This window comes from Streptomyces sp. NBC_01390 (assembly GCF_045040105.1).
Taxonomy (GTDB): Bacteria; Actinomycetota; Actinomycetes; order Streptomycetales; family Streptomycetaceae; genus Streptomyces.
This window is the reverse complement of sequence record NZ_CP109551.1, coordinates 991494-1010388: the sequence shown is the minus strand read 5'-3', so window position 1 is coordinate 1010388 and position 18895 is coordinate 991494. Positions and strand designations below refer to the sequence as shown.

Sequence of the window (18895 nt, the reverse complement as noted above, 5' to 3'; positions counted from 1 at the left end):
CCCCGGCTCGGTAGCGCTCGGCGCTGTGGCGCTATCTGACAGGGCTGATCCGCACCGGCCGCTGAGGTGACCACTGCCTCCGGCGGCGCTGCGGGGGCGCCGAGGCCTGGCGTGCCCTCGGCTCGGTCGCCGGGCCACCGGCGTGGGGCCGTGTGCGGACGCTGCTTCGGCCTACCGGGCGACGCGACGCGGGAGGGCCCGGACCGAACTCCGCACGCACCAGCCCCGCACGCCGGTGGGCGGCGGCTGGGCGGCTGGGTGTTCGGGCCCGCGCTGGCCGCAGGCTGTGTTCAGGTGGCCTACACCGGTGCGGGCGGGTGTGCTTCGGTGAGCGGTGCGCGTATCGCCGGGCGGGTTTCGGCGGTGATCGTGCACTCGGCGGGAGCCGTCCCTCCCCGCACACCGGTGGCGGCGGCTCGGCGGCCGGGCCAACCTGCTCAGGTGCCGTACACCCGTGCGGGCGAGGGTGCTTCGGTGAGGAGGGCGTGTACCGCCGGGCCTATCTCGGTGGGGGTCCAGCGGCGGTCGCGTACCCGCTGGGGGCCGTGCTGCCAGCCGTCGGCGATGCCGAGCGTGCCGCCCTCGATCTCGAAGACGCGGCCGGTGACCTCGCCCGATCCGGCCGACGCCAGCCACACCACCAGCGGTGAGACATTGCCGGGGTGCGGGGCGTCGAAGCCGGACTCCGGTGCCCGCATCTGCTCGGCGAACGCCTCGACGGCCTCGGTCATCGGCGTGCGGGCGGAGGGCGCGATCGCGTTCACGGTGACGCCGTACCGGGCCAGTTCGGCGGCGGCGATCACGGTGAGCGCCGCGATCCCCGCCTTCGCGGCGCCGTAGTTGCCCTGGCCGACGCTGCCCAACAGCCCTGCGCCCGAGCTGGTGTTGACGATCCTGGCGTCGACCAGACGGCCCTGTTTGCTCATCTCCCGCCAGTACGCGGCAGCGTGCCGCAGCGGCGCCGCATGCCCCTTGAGGTCGACCTTCAGGACCAGGTCCCAGTCCGCCTCGGTCATGGAGACCAGCATCCGGTCGCGGTTGATGCCCGCGTTGTTCACCAGCGCGTGCAGTCCGCCGAACTCGTCGACCGCCCGCCCGATCAGCCGCTCCGCGTAACCCCAGTCGCTGACGTCGCCCAGGTCGGCGACAGCGGTGCCACCGGCCGCCCCGATCTCCTCGGCCACGGTTTTCGCGGCCTCGCCCAGGTCGTTGACCACGACCCGTGCTCCCTCGGCCGCCAGGGCGAGGGCGTGCTCACGGCCCAGGCCCTGCCCCCCTCCGGTGACGACGACGACCCGGTCCCGACAGATTCCGCTCACGTTCCCGCCCCTTCACTGACGATGCCGGCCGCCCCGGCGAGTCCCAGCCGCCGCGCGATGAACTCCCGGTGCTCCGAAGGTCCGCCCCAGTCCGCGGCGAGCGCCCACGCCCGCTTGGCGTACAGATGGAGGTCGTACTCAGTGGTGTATCCGATGGCGCCGTGGCACTGGATCGCCGTACGGGCCGCCTTCCTGGCGGCCTCCGACGCGAGCACCTTCGCCATCGACGTCCGTACGGCGGCCTCGGGATCCCGGGCGGCCTGGGCCCAGCCCGCCGCGAGGACCGCCGGCCGGGCGAACCGTACCGCCAGCTCCACATCGGCCAGGGCGTGTTTGACCGCCTGGAACGAACCGACCGGCACGCCGAACTGGTGCCGCTCCCGGACATGCGCCACGGTCAGTTCGAGCATCCGCCCGGAGAGCCCGACCAGCAGAGCGGCCGTGGCCAGCACCCCGCGCCGGTGGGCGATCGCCAACTCGGCCGGCCCCTCGGCCAGCAGCAGCCCACCGCCCGCCGGAACCCGGACCCGGGCCGACTGCCGTGAGCCGTCGACCGATTCGACGGGCTCGGTCTCCAGCTCGTCACGCGTGTACAGGCGCAGCTGGTCCTTGTCCGCCACGGCTATCAACTCGGCGCGTGCGGCGAAGGGGACCGGAGCATCGGGCGTGAAGGACACCGTGAGCAGGCTCGATCCGCCGATCACGGACGGGAGTTGGGGCGCGCCCGCCGCGGCGAGCAGGGGGGCGCCCACGGCCACCGTCTCGGCGGCGGGCACCGGCAGGCCGCAGCGGCCCAGGGCCTCCATCAGCGGCGGCAGCGCGTTCTCGTCGAGGCCGAGGGCGTCGGAGCTCTCGGCGGTCTCGGGGATCAGAGCGCCGATGACACCGACCCCGGCCAGGGTGCGCCACACGGCGTCGACACTTTCGGCGCGTCCACCGGGCCACCCGGCCCGGATCCGCTCGGTACCGGCCTGCTTGGCCAGCACCTCACCGGCGGCCTCGGCGAGAGCCGCGTCCCGTTCGGCTACGGCGAAACGCATCGCTTCCGGTCACCTCCTCGGCAGGCCGAGCAGCCGCTCGGCGACGATGTTGCGCTGGATCTCGTTGGTCCCGGCGTAGATGGGGCCCGCCAGCGAGAAGAGGAAACCCCGGCTCCAGGGCCCGTCGACCTCGGCCTCGGGGCCGAGCAGGTCGGCGGCCGTCTCGTGCAGGGCGATGTCGAGCTGGGACCAGAACAGCTTGTTCAGGCTGGACTCGGCGCCGACCTGCCGGCCCTCGACGATCGAGGTCACCTGTTCCAGGGTGAACAGCTCATAGGCCTGGGCCTCGATCCACGACTGCACGATCCGGTCCCGATGCGCCCCCGGCCCGGTCGCCCGCGCCAGATCGGCCAGCCGGTCGGCGGTGTGCAGGAAGCGGCCGGGGGAGCGCAGGGTCAGCCCGCGCTCGGATCCGGTCGTCGCCATCGCCACCCGCCAGCCCTCCCCGACCCCGCCGAGCACATCGGCGTCCGGCACGAGGACGTCGTCGAGGAAGACCTCGGCGAACCCCTCGTCACCGTCGAGGCGTTCGAAGCCGCGGACGGTCACACCGGGTGCGTCCAGGGTGACGAGGAAGTAGGTGAGGCCGCGGTGGCGCTCCGCCGCCGGGTCGGTGCGGAAGAGGCCGAACAGGTGTGTGCAGAAGGCGCCGCGAGTCGTCCAGGTCTTCTGGCCGGTCAGCCGCCAGCCCCCGGCCCCCTCGTCGCGGACGGCCCGGCTGCGGATGCCGGCGAGGTCGCTGCCCGCGCCCGGCTCGGACCAGCCCTGCGCCCACAGGTCCTGGGCGGCGGCCATCCTTGGCAGAACGCGCCGCTGCTGTTCCTCCGTACCGAACGCGAACACCGTCGGGGCCAGCAGGAAGATGCCGTTCTGGGTGACCCGGGCGGGCGCCCCGGCCCGGTAGTACTCGTCCTCGAACACCAGCCACTGCCACAGCGACGCGTCCCGCCCGCCGTACGCCTCCGGCCAGGACACGACCGACCAGCGGGCCTCGAACAGCGTGCGCTCCCACTCCAGATGGGCGGCGAACCCGGCACGGGTGTCACCGGACGGCAGCGGGCTCCTCGGCACGTTCGCCGCGAGCCACTCCCGCGCCTCCCGCCGGAACGCCTCCTCCTCGGGGCTCCAGGTGAGATCCACCGCTCACCCCTCCCTGTCCGTGCGGCCGCCGAAGCTGTCGCGGACCTCGGCGGCGACACCCGAGAGGTTGATCTCGAAGGTGAAGCCCTGTTCGTAGCGGTAACTGCGTTTGACGTCCCACAGGTCGATGCCGTTGAAGGCCTCCTTGGCGGCACGGATCACCATCGGGTTCTTCCCGGCGATCTCGGCGGCGACCTCCAGGGCCCGGCCCCGCAACCGGACGGCCGGGACGACGTCCAGCACCGAGCCGAAGGCGTGCAGCTCGGCGGCGGACGCGGTCGCGCAGGTGTACATCATCGCTCTGGCCCTGTGCTGCGGCACGAGTCGGGACAGATGGGTCGCGGCGCCCAGAGCGCCCCGGTCCACCTCGGGCAGCCCGAAGTACGCGTCGTCGGCCGCGACGATCACGTCCGAGTTGCCGACCAGCCCGATCCCGCCGCCCAGACAGAAGCCCTGGACCGCGGTGACGACCGGCACCGCACAGTCGTAGACCGCGGCGAACGCGGCGAAGCAGCCCCGGTTCACCCCGATGACGGCCGCGTGGGTGGTGTCGGCCTGCAACTCCTTGACGTCCACACCGGCGTTGAAACCGCGCCCCTCGGCACGCAGCAGCACCACCCGCACATCCGGGTCGCGGCCGAGCCGTTCGACCGTCTCCGCCAACTGGTACCAGCCCGCCACCGGCAGGGCGTTGACCGGCGGACAGTCGACGACGACCTCGGCGATACCCCGCGCGTCGACGGCTGCCTTGATGAATTCCGTGCCCATGGGACCTCCTGTGTCGCGGGGCCGGATCGCGGGGCGGCCGGCCGTGGTCACCGTTTCGCTCCGGCGGTGGTCAGGCGGGTGAGGACGGCGTCGGCCTCCGCGATGATGCGTTCGACGAGTTCGGCGCAGCTGGGCAGGTCGTCGATCACACCCGTGACCTGGCCGGAGGCGAGGGTGCCGAGGTCCGTGCGTCCGTCGACCATGGCGGCGCGCAGCATCATCGGGGTGTTCGCCGCCATGACGACCTGGGACCAGCCCAGTTCATGGCTGCGGCGCATCGCCAGTCCCTCGCGGACCAGGTCGGACCACGGGGTGCCGGAGACCTTCCGGAACGCGACGGCGTGCCGCAGCGAACGGACGAGTCGCGCGGGCGCCCGTTCCCTCAGCAGCCGTTCCACCGCTTCGGTCCGCAGTACGCGCTGGGGGATGCCGTCGAGGACCGGGGTGACGACGGTGTCGGCGACGCCCCGCGCGAGGTACTCGGCCTTCACCGAGTCGGGCACGGTGCTGTCGCTGGTCAGCAGGAACCGGGTGCCCATCGCGATGCCGACGGCACCCTGGGCGAGCGCGGCCACCAGCCCCCGCCCGTCGCGGAACCCGCCGGCCGCGACGACCGGGATGTCGACGGCGTCCACGACCTGCGGGAGCAGGATCGAGGTGGGTACGCCCCCGGTGTGGCCGCCGCCCTCACCGCCCTGGACGACGACGGCGTCCACACCCCACGCCTGGACCTTCTCGGCGTGACGGCGGGCCCCGACGGACGGGATGACCACGAGCCCGGAGTCCTTCAGCTCACGCACCACGCGTTCGTGGGGGGCCAGGGCGAAGGACGCGATCTTCACACCCTCGCGCACCAGGAGGGCACCGCGCTCCAGGACGTCGGGGGAGTCGCCGCGCATGTTCACACCGAACGGCGCGTCCGTGCGCTCCCGGACGGCACGGACGGCGTCCCGGGTCTCGTCGAGGGAGAGCGTCGCACTGGCCAGGATGCCGAGCCCGCCGGCCGCCGCGGTGGCTGCCGTCAGTTCCGGGCCGGAGACATACCCCATGCCGGTCTGCACGATCGGATATCGGACGCCGACCAGATCGCACAGCGCGGTGTGCAGGGCGGGATGGACGGGGGCAGTGGGGGCGTTCATACCGGTCTCCTTCTCGCGCCGCTCGCCGGGGCGGGGACGAATCCTCGGGCCCGGCTTCCGAGGGGGTTGTCGGTCGAGCCAACGTAACCTAACAATTGTTTGCTAGGTAAGACTCCGTATGGGTGAGAGCGTGGGAGGAACAGTCCATGGGTGACAAGTCGATGTCCCTGGAGGACTTCGCCGGCACCGTCGAGTCGGGCATGACGATCGGTATCGGCGGCTGGGGATCGCGGCGCAAACCGATGGCACTGGTGCGCGGGCTCCTGCGCGCCGACGTGCGCGATCTGACGGTCGTCACGTTCGGCGGCCCGGACGTGGGGCTGCTGTGCGCGGCGGGCAGGGTCCGCAAGCTCGTCTACGGCTTCGTCTCGCTGGACAGCATCGCCCTCGACCCGCACTTCCGCGCCGTTCGGGAACGGGGTGACGTGGAGACCGCCGAGTACGACGAGGGCATGTTCGTCACCGGGCTGCGGGCCGCCGCGAGCCGGCTGTCCTTCCTGCCCACCCGCGCGGGCCTCGGCTCCGACGTCCTCACGATGAACCCCGACCTGGTGACGATCGCCTCCCCGTACGACGACGAGGAGTACGTCGCGATGAAGGCGCTGCGGCTCGACGTGGCCCTGGTGCACGTCAACCGCGCCGACCGCGCGGGCAACGCCCAGTACCTGGGCCCCGATCCGTACTTCGACGACCTGTTCGCGATGGCGGCCGACCGCTGCTATGTGAGCGCCGAGCGGATCGTCGCCCCGGAGGACCTGCTCGCCTCCGGGCCCGCGCAGTCACTGCTGATCAGCCGTCTCTTCGTCAACGGTGTCATCGAGGCACCCCGAGGCGCCCACTTCACCTCCTGCGACCCCGACTACGGGCGGGACGAGGCGTTCCAGGCGCACTACGCGTCGGCGGCGCGGGACGCCGACTCCTGGAAGCTGTTCCGCAAGACGTTCCTCGACGGCGACGAACAGGCGTACCAGGAGGCGGTGGCGGAGTTCCACGCTCACCGTGCGGGACAGGAGGAGGGGCGATGACGGAGATCACCCGGGCCGAGGTATGTGCCGCCGCCTGCGCGGACGCGTGGCGCGGGGCCGGCGAGGTGCTGGCGCACACGGCCGGGGTGCTGCCCTCGGTCGGAGCGCGTCTGGCCCGGCTGACGACCAGCCCGGACCTGGTGCTGACCGACGGCGAGGCCTACTTCATGAGCGACCCGCCGCCGCTCGGGCGGACCGCCGCCGACGGGGGTGTGGTCGAGGGCTGGGTGCCGTACCGGCGGGTCTTCGACATCGTCGCCAGTGGCCGCCGGCAGAGCATGATGGGCGCCAGCCAGATCGACCGGTACGGGAACCAGAACATCTCCCTGATCGGAGACTGGCGTCGTCCCACGCGGCAGCTCATCGGCGTACGCGGCGCTCCGGGCAACACGGCCAACCACCGCACCGACTACTGGGTGGCCCGGCACACCCCGAAGGTCTTCGTCGAGAAGGTCGACGTGGTCTGCGGTGTGGGCAACGACCGGGCGCGCGGCGCCAAAGGGCTGGGGTTCCACGACCTGGGCGTGGTCGTCACCAACCTCGCGGTCCTCGACTACGGCGACGACGGGCGGCTGCGCGTGCGCTCCCTGCATCCCGGCGTCAGCGCGGAGGAGGTCCACGCCGGCACCGGCTTCGCACTCGACGCGACCGGCGCGCCCGAGACCCGCCTGCCCGACGAGACCGAACTGCGGCTCATCCGTGAGGTGATCGACCCGCGCGGTCTGCGTGAACGCGAGGTGAGCCGGGGCACCGGGTCGTAGGACCCGGCACCCCGGCTCGGCTCAGCGGGACGGTTCAGCGGGACAGTCGGCCCGTCAGCAGTTCGAGTTGGTCTGGGTGAGCAGGCCGAGGCGCCACGGCAGGGTGTTGTAGTCGCCGGTGGCGTTGGGGTTCATGCCCTGGTACAGGTACTGCAACCTGCAGGCCGGGATGGTGAGCGTCTGGTCGTAGCCCGCGCGGATCATCTCGCCATGACTGATGTCCCGGGTCCAGGACCCGGCGGGGAACGTGGTGTTGTTGGCCCGGGCGAACGGGTTGCTCTCCGAGGCGGCCAGCGGTGTCCAGGAGCCGTTCAGGCTGCCGGCAGTCCAGGAGCGGAACCAGCGCCTGCCGTCGGAACCGATGGCTTCGACGAGCATGAGGTACTGGTTGGAGCCCTGGACCTTGTAGATGTTGCTCGCTTCCCACAGGGCGTACTTGTTGGAGTCCTGGGCCGCGATGACGGTGTTGGTGAAGCCGTTCGGGAACTGGCCGACGGTCGTCTGCGAGCGGTAGAGGTGGCCGTTGTCGTCGGAGGAGAACAGGTAGCAGTTGGCGCTGTCGCAGATCACCCACATGTCGACCCAGTAGCCGCCCCCGATGTTCTGCCTGATGATGTCGGGCATCGACGCGTAGAAGTTGCGGGGTGCGCTCCACCCGTTCGGATTGCTGATGTCCGGGTTGGTGGAGTAGGAGGCGTTGCCGGTCTGGTAGACGAGGTACCACAGCCGCTGCGGGGCGTTGTAGAAGACCTGGGGTGCGGCCCGGTAGCCCGTGCCGATCGCGGTGCGGTCCAGGTAGTAGTGCGTCGCCGAGCCCGCCTGCGACCAGTCGGTGAAGCTGAGGTAGACGAGGTTGTAGCCGCCGGCGCTCGCGGTGCTGGCGAACACGTGGTACTTGCCGTTGTAGTAGACGACCGACGGGTCCTTGAGCGCCGCGATGTTGTGGCTCGCGTCCGGCTTCGGTCCGATCAGCGCGCCGCTCGAACTCCAGGTGAAGTTGCCGGGCAGGGCCGCCGCCGAGGCGGCAGAACGGGTGCTCGCGGGCCGCGCCTTCACCGTGGCCGCGCTGCCGCCCAGTGCCGTCAGCGTCGCCTGGAAGGCCGCCTTCTTGTTGCCGCCGCCGTCGAACAGCAGCGGGTTCTCCCCGCTGCGCCACGAGTCGCTGTCCCGGATGCCCCACACCGTGATCCCGGTGCAGCGCGCCACGTTCATACACGCCCGGACGGTGTTCGTGTACGCGGCCGACGGCGCCTGCGCGATGTCGAGTTCGGTGATCTGTACGTCCACACCGAGCGCCGCGAAGCTCGACAGCGTGGTCTGGAAGTTCGACGGCGGGCCGCCGGTGCCGAAGTGCGCCTGGAAGCCGACGCAGTCGATGGGCACACCCCGGGCCTTGAAGTCGCGCACCATGCGGTAGACGCCCTGCGTCTTCGCGGCGTTCCAGTCCTCGATGCTGTAGTCGTTGTAGCAGAGCTTGGCGGCCGGGTCGGCCGTCCGCGCGGTGCGGAAGGCCTGCTCGATGAAGCCGTCGCCCAGCAGGTTCTGGAACACCGAGGATCGGTGCGTGCCGCTCCCGCCGTCGTTGAACGCCTCGTTGACGACGTCCCAGGCGTAGACCTTGCCCTTGTAGTGGTTCGCCACGGTGGTGATGTGGTTGTTCATCACGCTGCGCAGGGTGTTCGCGTCGGTGATGGAGCTGACCCAGCTGGGCAGTTGGGAGTGCCAGACCAGGGTGTGCCCGCGCAGACGCTGTCCGTGCGACGAGGCCTGACTGGCGATCCGGTCCCCGGGGGCGAAGTTGAACGACCCGCGTGAGCGCTCCGTGGTGTCCCACTTCAGTTCGTTCTCGGGCGTGACCATGTTGAACTCACGGTTCAGGATGTTCGTGTACGTGGTGTCGCCGAGCCTGCCGGCCGCCACCGCCGTTCCGAAGTAACGCCCGGACTGGGCCGCTTGGGCGCCCAGGGTGGTGGCCCGGACGTCCGCCGCGTTCTTGGCCGGGGCCTCGGCCTTGGGTACGGCCGTGGCGGTGCCGGTCGCCATCAGCGCGGTCGCGGCCAACAGGACCGTGGCGCCGAGCGGGTGCGCTCTCCGGCGCCCGGAACGGGCTTGAAGAAGCCATGACATATGTGCGCTCCTCTTGTCTGGGGGCTAAGAGGTGTGCGGAATCGGGCGGAGGGGTGGTCGCGCTATCGATGTTCGCCATGTCGAACATCGGCCGCCCTTGTGGACGTCCTGGATATTAGGAGCCGCACGCGGGGCGTCAATACCCCTCGCATCATTCGGTTGTCGCGGCGAAATGTTTCGCTGTCACTTCCCGGTGAGAAGCCGTCTCGGATTGTCGACACGGAAGGCGTACGCCGCCGCTCCGCCGAGACCGAAACCGGGGTGCAGCGGCGGCTCCGCGTAGGGCCGGTCCGAGCCCTGGACCACGGCGTCGCTGCCGAGGGCGCGGACGACGGCGTCGACGGCACGAGGACCGTATGACGAGGTGTCGACGAAGACGCCCGGGTCCGTGTCGAGCTCGGATCCACCGCCACGGGCGGCGAAGCGTTCCCCGTGCAGCGGGGCGAGTCCGGCCAGCAGGGCGAAGCACACGCGCAGCTGCGGATGGCGGGGCCGGCCGAAGGCGCGGAAGGCGAACCAGGCGGCGTGCATCTGCTGGACGTACGGGACCATCGCGGGCCACCAGCCGGGCCCCGCCGGTTCGCCGGCCGCCGGTCCGGGGTGGACGAACAGCGGCAGGTCGCGTTCTTCGAGCAGGTCGAGGAGCGGGGCGCACCGCGCGTAACCCGCCGCGTCGGCGAGCGCGTTGGCCGGAAGCTGGAGGCCGGCGAACCCCCGGTCGAGGTCCTTGGCGGTCGCCGTGGCATCGATGTCCCGTACGCACGCGGCGGCCCAGGCGTCGAACGGTTTCGGAAGTGCGGCCGATCCTTCGTGATACGCGTCCAGCAGGGGCCGGGCCTCGGCGGCGGGCAGCCACTCCACGCCGATCGGGGCGGACAGCGAGACGAGCACCCGGCCGAGACCGTCGGCGGCGGCGAGTTCCGCGCGGCCGGCGATGTCGTGGTCGGCCGGCTGGATCCCGTAGGGCGGCTCACCGCGCAGATACAGGGTCCAGCCGTCCAGGAACGGTGGGTCGCGGCGGGAGCGCAGGGCTGCCACCAGCGAGGGGGTCCACAGATGCTGGTGCACGTCGACGCTGGTCATGACGTTCCTCCCGCCGGGGCTGACGATTCTTCCAGCAGCGCACGCAGCGCGTCCCGGACGTCGTCGGACCCCAGGATGCCGTGACTCACCGCCTCCACGTCCACCCCGCAGGGCCGGTCGTCGTCGAGGCGGGGCACGACCGCCCGGATCGCCCGGTGCAGCAGCCGGGGTCCACGCCCCAGGGCGGGCGGCGCCGCCAGGTCCACCGCCTGGGCGGCCACCACGGCCTCCACGGCGAGCAGAAGCCGCAGCCGGCCGAGGATCGTGGCCAGCCGGCGTGTTCCGAGCGCCGCGTTCGTCGAGTCGTCCTCGACGGCGTCCGCGCCGTGCCGGGGGTCGGTGGACACCGGTGCGGAGAGCATCCTGATCTCGGCGACGAGTGCCTGCGCCGTCTTGGTGAGGGGAGCGAAGCCCGAGCGCTCGGGGCCGTACGGGGAGAGATTCGCGGGCAGTCCGCTGACGGCGGGATCGAGCAGCCGGCGCATCCGCTCGGCCGAGACCGCCGCCGTCTGGGCCAGGGCCAGCGCGAGGGTGTCGAGAGCCAGCGCCAGCGCCGGGGTGTGGAAGTTGCCGGAGGAGAGGATCTCGCCGGTGTCGGGCAGCACCACCGGATTGTCGCCGCAGCCGTTCAGTTCCGGATCCAGGGCGGCGTCGGCGAACTCCAGGGCCGCGTACGCGGCGCCGTGCACCTGGGCGGCGCAGCGCAGGCTGACCGGGTCCTGGACCCGCCGGGCGTTGCGGGGATCGCCCAGCCCGCCGCCGTCCAGCAGGGTGAGCAGCTCGCGCGCGGCCCGGGCCTGGCCGGGGGCGGCACGCAGGCTCAGCACCCGGGGGTCGAGCGGGCTGGTGTTGGCCCGGAAACCCTCGTAGGTCAGTGCCGTGACCGCCTGGGCCAGTGCGAGGAGCTCGGCGGCCTCGTGGAGGGCGAGTGCGCCCTGACCGGCCGCCAGCGGGCTCGCACTGCACAGCACATGCCCGTCCTTGGGGCCGAGCCCGGCCGGCGCGAGACCGGCCCGCCGCAGCGCCGCCGCGCCGTCGAGCACCTCCCCGCCGAACTCGGCGCTGCCCTCGCCGATGACGACCAGGCCGACGTGCGCCAGCTGGCACAGGTCGGAGGCGCCGATCGAGCCCACCTCGGGGATCACGGGATGCACCCGCGCGTTGAGCATCGCCACGAGCAGGCGCGGGATCTCGGGCCGCACTCCGCTGCCGCCGCCCGCGAGGCCGTTCACCCGGGCGAGGACGGCGGCGCGGACGACGGGGACCGGCAGGGGATCACCGACCGCGTTCGCCCGTCCCCGGACCGTACGGACGCTGAACGCCTCCAGTTCGGCGCGCGGCAGGGCGTAGGAGGAGCGGGAGCCGAGCCCTGTCGTCAGGCCGTACGTCGGTACCTGGCGGTCGACGATGTCGTCGACGACGGCCCGCTCGCGCTCCAGCCGGGGCGACACGCTGTCCGCCAGGGTGACGCGGGCGCCGTGGTGGGCGACGGCGACGACATCGTCGTACGACAGCGTCCGACCGTCGACGACGACCTCCGCGCTGCCGCTGCGGCTGCCGATATTGATGCCACTCATGAGAAGCGGAGTTTCTGGCCGAGGCCGCGCTCTTCGGCCTTCCTCAGCATGGCGGCGCCCAGCGCGATGTCGGAGAGGGAGAGTCCGCGGTGCCAGAACAGGTTGGTCTCCTCGGGGCTCTCCCGGCCGGGCTTCAGGCCGGCGACGATCTCGCCCAACTCCGCGTGCAGGTTGGACTTGTTGAGCCTGCCGGAGTCCACATGGGCGCGCAGGGCGCCGAACGGCCCGGCATGCGCCTGGCCCCAGTCGTCGACGACGATCTTGTCCATGATGTCCGTGAGGCTCAGCTCGACCGCGCTGTTCGTTCCGTAGGGCACGACCAGGGCACCGGGGGCGATCCACTCCGTCCTCAGCAGCGGCTCCGGGTGTTCGAGGCGGGACGCCTCCACCACGACGTCCGCGCCTTCCACGCAGCTCTGCCAGTCCTCCGTCACGACGACCGGCTTCCCGAGGTCCCGCTCCAGACGCGCGGCGAAGGCCTCGCGGCTCTCCGGGCGGCGCGAGTGCACACGGATCTCGGTGAGGTCGAGGATCCGGTCGAGAAGACGGACGTTCCAGTACGAGGTGGCGCGGGCGCCGATGTGGCCGAGCACCCTGGAATCGGGACGGGCCAGGTGACGCGCCCCCAGAGCGGTCAGCGCACCGGTCCGCATCTCGGTGAGGGCGGTCGCGTCGACGACGGCCACCGGCATACCGGTGCGCGGGTCGAACAGGTTGAGCAGGGCCATCTCGGAGGGCAGCCCGGCCTTGTAGTTGCCGACGAAGTCACCCACGATCTTGACCCCGGCCAGCGAGAGCGGAGCGACGTAGCCGCGCAGCACGTTGAAGTGACCGTTGAACGCGGCGTCGGGCACGAGGTGGACGCGCGGCTCGATCACCGTCTCGCCCTGCCCCTGGGCGCGCAGGCCCTCCTCCACGGCGTGGAGGATCTCGGTGTCGGTCAGCTCCAGCTGTGCGATGTCCGAGCCGTTCAGAAAGGTGAACCAGACCGGTTCCATGGAGGTGTCTCCCTGTGTTTTGGACGTCCCTGGCCTGATTTCGCGTGACTGTAACGTGCCGTTTACAGATGGGCATTGACTGTCATTCAGCCACCGACAACTCTGCATGACCATATGCAGTCGGGTAAGGGGCAGCTTTGATCAGGTTCGACGCGGTGAGCAAAAATTATCCCAATGGGACGACAGCGGTGGACGAACTGTCGCTGGAGTTGGCCGAGGGTGGCATCACGGTGCTGGTCGGTCCCTCCGGCTGCGGCAAGACCACGACGCTGCGCATGATCAACCGAATGGTGGAGCCCACATCAGGGACGGTGAGCCTGCGCGGCAAGGACATCCGGGAGGTCAACGCACCCGAGCTGCGCCGCGGCATCGGGTACGTGATCCAGCACGCGGGGCTGTTCCCGCACCGCACCATCCTCGACAACATCGCCACCGTTCCGCTGCTGCTGGGCTGGAGCCGGAAGAAGGCGCGGGCGCGGGCGGCGGAACTGCTGGAACTGGTGGGGCTGCCGAGCACGATGGCCAAGCGCTATCCGAACCAGCTTTCCGGCGGTCAGCAGCAGCGCGTCGGCGTGGCCAGGGCGCTGGGCGCCGATCCACCCGTACTGCTGATGGACGAGCCGTTCAGCGCGGTCGACCCGATCGTCCGGTCGGAACTCCAGGCGGAATTCATCCGGCTCCAGAAGGAACTGCACAAGACGATCGTCTTCGTCACCCACGACATCGACGAGGCGATCAAACTCGGCGACAACATCGCGGTGTTCCGGACCGGCGGCAGGCTGGCGCAGTTCGACACGCCCGAACGGCTGCTCGCCGATCCCGCCGACGACTTCGTGGCCGACTTCGTGGGGCACGACCGGGGTATTCGCCGGCTGTCCTTCGTCAACGCGGCCGAGGTGCCGCTGCGCGACGGTCCGGTGCTGCCGGTGACCTCCTCCGTGGGGTCGGCGCGGACGGGCGGCGAACCCTGGGTGCTGGTCGTCGACGCCGACCGCCGGCCGCTCGGCTGGGCCGCGGTCGCCGACCTGCCGGCGAGCGGCACGCTCGCGGACGCGACGCTGGCACCGCTCGGTCACACGTTCAGCCTCGTCGGCGACTCGGCACGGGCCGCTCTCGACTCGGCGCTCCTGTCACCCGCCCGGCTCGCGGTGGGCGTGGACGCGCACGGCGCGGTGGTCGGAGTCGCGGACGCCCACGAGCTGTCCTCGGGCACGGCGGAGGCCGCCGGGACGGAAGCGGGCGCCACCCGGAGGGCCGGTGACGACGATGAGTGACGGCGAGCCGCTGATCCGGTGGCAGTGGATCGGCGATCACGCCGGTGAACTGGCCCACTACACCGGCATCCACCTGAGACTCGGTCTGCTGCCGGTGCTGTTCGGGCTGATCATCTCCGTACCCCTCGGCATCCTCTGCTACCGCTATCGCTGGCTGTACCCACCGGTGCTGACCGTGTCCAACGTCCTGTACTCGATCCCGTCGCTGGCCCTGTTCATGATCTTCGTCCGGTACACGGGTCTCTCCGAACGCACGGTGATGATCCCGCTGACGATCTACACCCTGTCGGTACTGGTGCCCAACGTCGTGGACGGGCTGGCCTCGGTCCCCGAACCGGTCCGGCTCGCGGCCACCGCGATGGGCTTCGGCGCCGTCCGACGTGTCGTCCAGGTCGAACTGCCGATCGCCGTCCCCGTCGTCATCGCGGGGGTCCGGGTGGCGGCCGTGTCGTCCATCAGCCTGGTAGCGGTGGGACAGCTGATCGGACAGGGCGGACTCGGGTACTACATCACCCGTGGTCTCCAACTCGACTTCCCGACTCCGATCATCACGGCGATCGTGCTGATCATGCTGCTCGCACTGGTCACCGACGCCCTGCTGGTACTGGCGCAGCGGCTGCTGACCCCGTGGTCCCGGAACAAGGTGACGGCGCCGTGAACGACTTCCTGAACCAGATGCGGCTCGTGGGGGACTGGCTGACGTCCTCGAAGCAGTGGCACGGAGACGACGGGATTCCCCATCGGCTCCTCGAACACCTCACCTACAGCGGGCTGTCCCTGCTGTTCGCCGCCCTCATCGGGCTGGCCCTCGGGCTGCTCGTCGGGCACACCGGCCGTGGGGCGTTCGCCGTGGCCAGCGTGGCGAACCTGGCGCGGGCGATCCCCACCTTCGGTCTGGTGGTCCTCGTCGTCACCCTCGCCGGACTCAGCACGACGCCCGTTCTGGTCGCGCTGGTCGCGCTCGCGGTGCCGCCCATCCTCATCAACACCTTCGAGGGCGTCCGGGGTGTGGACCCCGACACCAGGGACGCGGCGCGCGGGGTCGGTATGACCGAGTGGGAGGTCCTGGTGCGGGTGGAGGTGCCGATGGCGCTGCCGCTGATCCTGCTCGGCCTCAGGGTCGCCGCGATCCAGGTCGTGGCCACCGCGACCGTGGCCGCCTACCCCGGTCTCGGGGGCCTCGGCCGCTACATCGTCGACGGTCTCTCCCGCAACGACTACGAGCTGGTCATCGGCGGCTCGACGGTCGTCGTCGTCCTGGCGCTCGTCGTCCAGGTCGCCTTCACCGCGCTGCGGCGCGTCGTCGTCTCGCCGGGCCTCCGGGTCTCACCGTCGAAGTCCTGAGCCCTGAGCCCTGAGTCCGCTGAACCCTCTGACCCCCTGACTGAATCCCTGATTTTCCGAGATTTGCCGAGCTTCCGGGCTCCGAGAAAGGAAACACCCCATGAGCACCAACAGAGCCATCTACCGCGGCGCCGCGTTCAGCCTGATCGCCGCGCTCTCGCTCACCGCCTGCGGAGGAGGCGACGACAGCGACAGCAACCCGCTGACGGGCGACAGCGGCGGCAGCGGGAAGACCATCGTCGTCGGTTCGGCGAACTTCCCCGAGAACCAGCTGCTCGCCGAGATCTACGCCCAGGCGCTGGAGGCCAAGGGCCTGAAGGTGACCCGCAAGTTCGACATCGGCGCCCGCGAGGTCTACTACGACCAGATCGTCAAGGGCGGCATCGGCGTCTTCCCGGAGTACAACGGCGCCCTGCTGTCGGTGGCGGTCGACAAGAAGAGCACCGCGACCAGCACCGAGCAGGTCAACGCCGAGCTGAAGGCGAAGCTCCCCTCGTCGGTGGAGATCCTCGACTCCGCCGCCGCCGAGGACAAGGACTCGGTGACCGTCACCTCCGAGACCGCCGCCAAGTACAAGCTCAAGACCCTCGCCGACCTCAAGCCCGTCGCCAAGGACATGACGCTCGGGGCCGGTTCCGAGTTCAAGACCCGCACCCAGGGCGGGGTCGGCCTCAAGACGGTCTACGGCGTCGAGTTCGGGAAGTTCCAGCCGCTGGACGCGGGTGCCCAGACCACCTTGGTGAAGCTGCTCAAGTCGGACGACGTGCAGGCCGCCAACCTCTACACCACCGACCCCGCCATCGTCGAGGACAAGCTGGTGGTTCTGGAGGACCCGAAGAACCTGTTCTCCTCGCAGAACGTCACGCCCCTGGTCTACAAGTCGGCGGTCAACGACACGGCCAAGTCGGCGCTCAACACCCTCTCGGCGAAGCTCACCACCGAGGACCTGCTGGAGATGATGAAGAAGCTCGTCAACGACAAGGAGGACTCCAGCACCGTCGCCAAGGAGTGGCTGACGAGCACCGGTCTCGTGAGCTGACCCCGTCGAGCTGTGGCAATACCGACCGCCCGCTCCTCCGTCCGGCACACCGGGCGGGGGAGCGGGGCCGAAACACGACCGGGAGGGGAGCGGATGAGCGACGGCGTCGGCACCGACCCGGCCGAGGGGACCGGCTCCTCCGTAAGGCTGCACCGGCTTTTCGAGGGACGCCGGCTCACCCCGACCCAACGCCGTATCGCGCACTGTCTGGTCCGGCAGGCGGCGGACGTGCCCTTCCTGTCGAGCGTGGAGCTGGCCCAGCTGGCAGGCGTCAGCCAGCCGTCCGTGACGCGGTTCGCGGTCGCTCTCGGCTTCGACGGGTATCCGGCCCTGCGCAGACATCTGCGCGAGGTCGCCCCCACCGGCACGGAGACGCGGGAACGGGTGGGTAACCCCTACCAGCAGGCGGTCCAGACCGAGATCGACAACCTGCGGCAGCTGGCGTCCCTGCTCGCGGACCCCGCACCCGTGGAGCGCGCGGGACGACTGCTGGCCGCCTCCCGGCCGTTGCCGGTGCTCGGGCTGCGTGCCTCCGCCGCTCAGGCGCGGGGCTTCGCCTACTTCACGGCCAAGGTCCATCCCGACGTACGACTCCTCGACGAAGGCGGCTCGCAGCTCGCCGACCGGATCGACGCGGCCCGGCAGGCCGGTGCGAGCGCGCTCCTGTGCTTCGCGCTGCCGCGCCACCCGCGCGAGCTCCTCGACGCCCTCGCCCATGCCCGTGACACGGGGCTGACGGTGGTGACGATCGCCGACGGCACCTTCGCCCCGGTGGCCGCGCACAGCGATCTGCTGCTTCCGGCGGCCGTGGGCACCGGCCTGGTGTTCGACACCGTGAGCGCTCCGATGCTGCTGGGACAGGTCCTCCTGGAGGCCATGTGCGACGCCCTGCCGGACGCGCAGGCCCACCTGGAGGAGTTCGACGCGCGGGCCGCGGCGCGAGGGCTGTTCGTCGAGTGAGTGCCCCATGTCCAAGTACCAGCCACCGAGAGTGAGTTCGACCCCGATGACCAGCCACCTCGTCGACGCCTGCCCGCTCGGCGCCGCCACCACCCTCGCCGAACTCGCCGACGACCCGCATCCCCGGCTCGCCCTGCTGCGCGCCCACGAACCCGTCTCCTGGCTGCCCGAACTGGACGGCTGGCTGGTGACCCGGCGCGACCTCGCCCTGACCGTGATGCGCGACGCCGAGACCTTCACCGTCGACGACCCCCGCTTCTCCACCGCCCAGGTCGTCGGCCCCAGCATGCTCTCCCTCGACGGCGACCAGCACACCCGCCACCGGGAACCCTTCAACACCCCCTTCCGCCCGAGGGCGGTACGTGAGGGCTTCACCGCCTGCATCGAACGCGAGACCGACCGGCTCATCACCGCACTCCCGCCGACCGGCGCCGCCGACCTGCGACGCGCCTTCGCCGGACCCCTCGCGGTCGCCGTCGTGACCGAGGCGCTCGGGCTCACCGGCACCACCGCCGACACGGTGCTCGCCTGGTACGACGCCATCGTGCGGTCGGTCTCCGACATCACCGCCGGGCACACGGCGAGCCCCGCCGGCACCGCCGCCTACGCGCAGCTCAGGGCCGCCGTGGAAGCCACCGTCGCCCACCGGGACACCGCCTCCCTCCTCGTCGCCGCCGCGGGACGGCTGGCCGTGCCCGAGGTGGCGTCCAATGTCGCCGTCCTGATGTTCGGGGGCATCGAGACCACCGAGGCGATGATCACCAACGCGCTGCTTCACCTGTTCCAGCATCCCGACCAACTGGCGCTGGTCCGGGGGGACTTCGACCTCCTGGACGGCGCGATCGAGGAGTCGCTGCGCCTCGAACCCGGCGCCGCTGTCGTGGACCGCTACGCCACCCGGGACACCGTCCTGGGCCCGGCCGCGATCCGCCGAGGCGACCTGGTCACCGTCTCCCTGACCGGCGCCAACCGCGACCCCGCCGCCTTCCCCGACCCCGACCGGTTCGACGTCCGCCGCGAGAACGCCCGCCTCCAACTGGCCTTCGCCCACGGCCCACACCACTGCCTCGCCGCGCACCTCGCCCGTCTGGAGACCCGCATCGCCCTCCAGCGCCTCCTCGAACGCCTGTCCGGCCTGCGCCTCGACCCGGACCACTCCGCCACCGTGCAGGGCCTGGTCTTCCGCAAGCCGTCCGCGCTGAACGTGCTGTGGGACGCTCCCGCCTGACGAAGGGCGTTCCGGGGTCAACGGGCGGGGGATGCGCGGGACTTGCGGGAACAGGCGGGGCGAGCCATCAGGA

The 18895-nt window shown here is 71.2% G+C and carries 17 protein-coding genes; 8 read left to right on the top strand and 9 right to left on the bottom strand.

Annotation, left to right across the window (positions count from 1 at the left end; genetic code table 11):
- Positions 1-437: 437 nt before the first annotated feature.
- Genes OG241_RS04370 through OG241_RS04350 form a run of 5 tightly spaced genes read right to left on the bottom strand, consistent with a single transcriptional unit; the run spans position 438 to position 5406 of the window.
- The gene (locus OG241_RS04370; protein WP_405813745.1) at positions 438-1319 is read right to left on the bottom strand and encodes an SDR family oxidoreductase; all 882 of its coding nucleotides are present in this window, start codon (positions 1317-1319) and stop codon (positions 438-440) included.
- Positions 1316-2359: an acyl-CoA dehydrogenase family protein gene (locus OG241_RS04365; RefSeq protein ID WP_405813744.1), complete on the bottom strand. Its 1044-nt coding sequence runs from the start codon at positions 2357-2359 to the stop codon at positions 1316-1318. Before OG241_RS04365 ends, OG241_RS04370 begins: the two co-directional genes overlap by 4 nt.
- 9 nt (positions 2360-2368) lie before the next feature.
- Positions 2369-3499 carry an acyl-CoA dehydrogenase family protein gene (locus tag OG241_RS04360; RefSeq protein ID WP_405813743.1) on the bottom strand — a complete coding sequence of 377 codons (1131 nt, stop codon included), beginning with the start codon at positions 3497-3499 and terminating at the stop codon, positions 2369-2371.
- 3 nt (positions 3500-3502) lie between these two features.
- Positions 3503-4267, bottom strand: coding sequence for an enoyl-CoA hydratase family protein (locus OG241_RS04355; RefSeq protein WP_405813742.1), 765 nt, complete (start codon positions 4265-4267; stop codon positions 3503-3505).
- Positions 4268-4314: 47 nt separating this feature from the next.
- Positions 4315-5406: an NAD(P)H-dependent flavin oxidoreductase gene (locus OG241_RS04350; protein WP_405813741.1), complete on the bottom strand. Its 1092-nt coding sequence runs from the start codon at positions 5404-5406 to the stop codon at positions 4315-4317.
- 146 nt (positions 5407-5552) lie between these two features.
- Between OG241_RS04350 and OG241_RS04345 the strand changes: the two genes are divergently transcribed.
- Positions 5553-6431, top strand: a complete 879-nt coding sequence (locus OG241_RS04345) for a CoA transferase subunit A (RefSeq protein ID WP_405813740.1) — start codon at positions 5553-5555, stop codon at positions 6429-6431.
- A complete protein-coding gene (locus OG241_RS04340) occupies positions 6428-7192 on the top strand; it encodes a CoA-transferase subunit beta (RefSeq protein ID WP_405813739.1) in 765 nt (254 codons plus the stop codon). Before OG241_RS04345 ends, OG241_RS04340 begins: the two co-directional genes overlap by 4 nt.
- 54 nt (positions 7193-7246) lie before the next feature.
- Here OG241_RS04340 and OG241_RS04335 read toward each other — a convergent pair whose 3' ends face one another.
- The 4 genes from OG241_RS04335 to OG241_RS04320 form a co-directional block, all read right to left on the bottom strand.
- Positions 7247-9319 carry a non-reducing end alpha-L-arabinofuranosidase family hydrolase gene (locus tag OG241_RS04335; RefSeq protein ID WP_405813738.1) on the bottom strand — a complete coding sequence of 691 codons (2073 nt, stop codon included), beginning with the start codon at positions 9317-9319 and terminating at the stop codon, positions 7247-7249.
- A gap of 183 nt (positions 9320-9502) precedes the next feature.
- Positions 9503-10402, bottom strand: a complete 900-nt coding sequence (locus OG241_RS04330; RefSeq protein WP_405813736.1) for an amidohydrolase — start codon at positions 10400-10402, stop codon at positions 9503-9505.
- The gene (locus OG241_RS04325) at positions 10399-11979 is read right to left on the bottom strand and encodes an aromatic amino acid lyase (protein ID WP_405813734.1); all 1581 of its coding nucleotides are present in this window, start codon (positions 11977-11979) and stop codon (positions 10399-10401) included. Before OG241_RS04325 ends, OG241_RS04330 begins: the two co-directional genes overlap by 4 nt.
- On the bottom strand, positions 11976-12977 hold the full coding sequence (locus OG241_RS04320) for an ornithine cyclodeaminase family protein (RefSeq protein WP_405813732.1): 1002 nt from the start codon (positions 12975-12977) through the stop codon (positions 11976-11978). Before OG241_RS04320 ends, OG241_RS04325 begins: the two co-directional genes overlap by 4 nt.
- Before the next feature lie 137 nt (positions 12978-13114).
- On the opposite strand from OG241_RS04320, the gene OG241_RS04315 reads away from it, so the two are divergent.
- The 6 genes from OG241_RS04315 (at position 13115) to OG241_RS04290 (ending at position 18822) form a co-directional block, all read left to right on the top strand.
- Positions 13115-14251, top strand: a complete 1137-nt coding sequence (locus OG241_RS04315) for an ABC transporter ATP-binding protein (protein ID WP_405813731.1) — start codon at positions 13115-13117, stop codon at positions 14249-14251.
- Positions 14244-14909, top strand: a complete 666-nt coding sequence (locus OG241_RS04310) for an ABC transporter permease (RefSeq protein ID WP_405826044.1) — start codon at positions 14244-14246, stop codon at positions 14907-14909. The genes OG241_RS04315 and OG241_RS04310 overlap by 8 nt, the downstream gene beginning before the upstream one ends.
- Entirely contained in the window at positions 14906-15595 is a 690-nt protein-coding gene (locus OG241_RS04305) for an ABC transporter permease (RefSeq protein WP_405813729.1), read from the top strand. The genes OG241_RS04310 and OG241_RS04305 overlap by 4 nt, the downstream gene beginning before the upstream one ends.
- Before the next feature lie 100 nt (positions 15596-15695).
- Positions 15696-16634 (top strand): glycine betaine ABC transporter substrate-binding protein, encoded by a 939-nt coding sequence (locus OG241_RS04300; RefSeq protein ID WP_405813728.1) that lies wholly within the window; start codon positions 15696-15698, stop codon positions 16632-16634.
- A gap of 93 nt (positions 16635-16727) precedes the next feature.
- Positions 16728-17594 carry a MurR/RpiR family transcriptional regulator gene (locus OG241_RS04295; protein WP_405813727.1) on the top strand — a complete coding sequence of 289 codons (867 nt, stop codon included), beginning with the start codon at positions 16728-16730 and terminating at the stop codon, positions 17592-17594.
- 46 nt (positions 17595-17640) lie between these two features.
- Positions 17641-18822 (top strand): cytochrome P450, encoded by a 1182-nt coding sequence (locus OG241_RS04290; RefSeq protein WP_405826043.1) that lies wholly within the window; start codon positions 17641-17643, stop codon positions 18820-18822.
- Positions 18823-18895 lie beyond the last annotated feature (73 nt).

Bases quoted from the DNA above. Each gene is read 5' to 3' on its own strand.
- OG241_RS04365 (WP_405813744.1), bottom strand. From the start codon at position 2,359: ATGCGTTTCGCCGTAGCCGAACGGGACGCGGCTCTCGCCGAGGCCGCC.
- OG241_RS04355 (WP_405813742.1), bottom strand. From the start codon at position 4,267: ATGGGCACGGAATTCATCAAGGCAGCCGTCGACGCGCGGGGTATCGCC.
- OG241_RS04350 (WP_405813741.1), bottom strand. From the start codon at position 5,406: ATGAACGCCCCCACTGCCCCCGTCCATCCCGCCCTGCACACCGCGCTG.
- OG241_RS04345 (WP_405813740.1), top strand. From the start codon at position 5,553: ATGGGTGACAAGTCGATGTCCCTGGAGGACTTCGCCGGCACCGTCGAG.
- OG241_RS04340 (WP_405813739.1), top strand. From the start codon at position 6,428: ATGACGGAGATCACCCGGGCCGAGGTATGTGCCGCCGCCTGCGCGGAC.
- OG241_RS04335 (WP_405813738.1), bottom strand. From the start codon at position 9,319: ATGTCATGGCTTCTTCAAGCCCGTTCCGGGCGCCGGAGAGCGCACCCG.
- OG241_RS04330 (WP_405813736.1), bottom strand. From the start codon at position 10,402: ATGACCAGCGTCGACGTGCACCAGCATCTGTGGACCCCCTCGCTGGTG.
- OG241_RS04325 (WP_405813734.1), bottom strand. From the start codon at position 11,979: ATGAGTGGCATCAATATCGGCAGCCGCAGCGGCAGCGCGGAGGTCGTC.
- OG241_RS04320 (WP_405813732.1), bottom strand. From the start codon at position 12,977: ATGGAACCGGTCTGGTTCACCTTTCTGAACGGCTCGGACATCGCACAG.
- OG241_RS04310 (WP_405826044.1), top strand. From the start codon at position 14,244: ATGAGTGACGGCGAGCCGCTGATCCGGTGGCAGTGGATCGGCGATCAC.
- OG241_RS04300 (WP_405813728.1), top strand. From the start codon at position 15,696: ATGAGCACCAACAGAGCCATCTACCGCGGCGCCGCGTTCAGCCTGATC.
- OG241_RS04295 (WP_405813727.1), top strand. From the start codon at position 16,728: ATGAGCGACGGCGTCGGCACCGACCCGGCCGAGGGGACCGGCTCCTCC.
- OG241_RS04290 (WP_405826043.1), top strand. From the start codon at position 17,641: ATGACCAGCCACCTCGTCGACGCCTGCCCGCTCGGCGCCGCCACCACC.